The sequence below is a fragment of the Stenotrophomonas sp. 05L44_2 genome, assembly GCF_056665995.1.
The window spans coordinates 1-2,213 of the sequence record NZ_JBFTNR010000690.1 but is presented as its reverse complement, the minus strand read 5'-3'; the positions used below and the strand labels follow the sequence as shown (position 1 = coordinate 2,213).

General features: G+C 67.8%; 3 protein-coding genes. All 3 read left to right on the top strand.

Going from position 1 to position 2,213, the window contains the following annotated elements; all coding sequences use genetic code 11:
* Positions 1 to 321: 321 nt before the first annotated feature.
* Complete coding sequence (locus tag AC1VAN_RS19345) at positions 322 to 1,206, top strand: acyl-CoA dehydrogenase (protein WP_235189870.1); 885 nt, start codon at positions 322 to 324, stop codon at positions 1,204 to 1,206.
* Positions 1,194 to 1,946, top strand: coding sequence for a PIG-L deacetylase family protein (locus tag AC1VAN_RS19340; RefSeq protein WP_032974692.1), 753 nt, complete (start codon positions 1,194 to 1,196; stop codon positions 1,944 to 1,946). Before AC1VAN_RS19345 ends, AC1VAN_RS19340 begins: the two co-directional genes overlap by 13 nt.
* A partial coding sequence (locus tag AC1VAN_RS19335; protein ID WP_480986492.1) for an SAM-dependent methyltransferase occupies positions 1,943 to 2,213 on the top strand: 271 nt, incomplete at its 3' end. The genes AC1VAN_RS19340 and AC1VAN_RS19335, both read left to right, overlap by 4 nt.

Sequence of the window (2,213 nt, the reverse complement as noted above, 5' to 3'; positions counted from 1 at the left end):
GAGGCTGCGAGGGTGGCTGCGACAAGCAGTGATTTCATGGATGTTCCCTGGGGCGTGGACGACAAGCGTCGAACAGAAGAAAGGTGAATCAGGGTGACGACCTTATCCGTCCCGCACTTAATAGGCCTCGACCGGCGTTTTTGTATATGCATGACAGAAGGCGGTGGGGGAGGGACAGCGGCTTCATGCGCTCGCCACGCACCGAAGACAGCAACGTGACCGCCTCCGCTCTACGTTCTGCAGGCCCCCTCCGTTCGGCCTGACATGCTCGATACTGTTTCCATCCCTCCACTCGCCGACCGGGCGCGCCACGCGCTGCTGATGCAACCTGCGCTGCCACAGCCCGGCGGCGGCAACACGCTGCAGCGATGGCGCGCGCTGGCCCGGCTGGGCGCTGAGGACCTGTGCCTGGCCAAGGTTCTCGAAGCCCACTACGATGCCGCCGCCATCCTGCACGACCTGGGTGCACCGGCACCGGCCGACGGCACGCTATGGGCGGTGTGGGCAGCCGAAGGCCCTGCCTGCACCGTGCGCGCCGATGCGCTCAACCGCCTGCATGGCGACAAGCCGTGGTGTTCGGGCAGCATGTTCGTCGATGCCGCCCTGGTGACGGTTCGCTCGCCCGATGCAGCGCAGCTGTACAGCGTTGCCGCTGCGGATTGGCAGTCGCTGGATGCCGATCCGTGGCCAGCAGCAGGCATGGCCGGAATCCGTTCCACCACCGTCCGTTTCAACGCCGCACTGGCGCAGGCGGTGGGTGGGCGCGATGCCTATCTGCAGCGGCCCGGCTTCTGGCATGGYGGTGCAGGCATCGCGGCCGTCTGGTTCGGGGCTGCAACCGCAGTGGCCGAACGCATGCAACCTGCCTGCGCCGAGGGCCTGCGTGCGCGGCTGCTGGGCAAGGTGGACCTGGCATTGGCGCCGGCGGCGGCGCTGCTGCGCGAGTTGGCAGTGAAGATCGACCAGGCACCTGATCTGCCACATCGCGAAGACGTCGTCCGTGTCCGCAGCGTCGTGGAACGTGCCGCCAGCGAGGTGCTTGACCTTGCAGGCCGTGCATTGGGCCCGGCGCCCATGTGCATGGAGGCCACGCACGCGCAGCGATGGGCTGATCTGACCATCTTCCTGCGGCAGAGCCATGCAGACAAGGACTGGGCCTGGCTGGGCGCACAACGGGCGCTCCAGGAGGGACCGTGGAGCCTGTAGCCACCATCCACGGCACCGGGCCGGACGAGCACGCATGGCAGCAGTGCGACTGGCTGTGGAAGCAGCCCGGCATCGGCCTGGCGGACCTGTGCGGAGATGCCGCCCGGATTGTCGTGGTGGCGCCGCATCCCGACGACGAGATCCTCGGGTGTGGGGGGCTGCTGTGTGGTGCCGTCGAGCGTGGTGTGGCGGTGCAGGTCGTTGCCGTGACCGATGGCGAGGCCTGTTATCCGGACGAGCGCTGGTGGACGCCCCAACGTCTTCGCAACGCGCGCCGCGAAGAGCTGCGCGCGGCGTTGGCCGAGCTGGCGATCGGCGCCGATGCGATCTGCCATCTCGGCATCGACGATGGCGCCGTAAGCGCACACGAACAGGAACTGGAAGGCTGGTTGCAGCGCACTCTGCGCGACGACGATCTGGTGCTTGCGCCGTGGCGGTTCGATGGCCACCCCGATCACGAGGCCGCTGGCCGGGCCGCATGTCGTGCGGCTCACGCGGCAGGCTGCGCGCGCCTGGAATATCCCGTTTGGGGCTGGCATTGGCTGGAGCCTGCGCACGCACACATGGCGTGGCAGGCGCCGAAAGTGCTGGACATCTCCAACGCCATTGATCGCAAGGCACGGGCCATCGCCCGCTTCCGCACCCAGATCGGGACCGTCCCCCGCCTGCGCGCGGAGCCGATCCTGCCCGCCCACATCCTTGCCCGATTCTCCCGGAAAAACGAGGTATTCCTGGCATGAGTGCGCAACCTTATTTCGACCAGCTGCATGCCGCTGAAGATCCCTTCGGCTACCGCAGCCGGTGGTACGAAGAACGCAAACGCGCGTTGCTGCTCGCCAGCCTGCCGCGCGCCAGGTTCAACCGCGGCTGGGAGCTGGGCTGCTCCAACGGGGTGCTGACCGAGGCGCTGGCGCCTCGCTGTGAACGCCTTCTAGCCACCGATATCAGCCCCCGTGCCACCTTCCAGGCGCGCCGCAACCTGGCCCACCTGCCGCATGTCCAGGTGC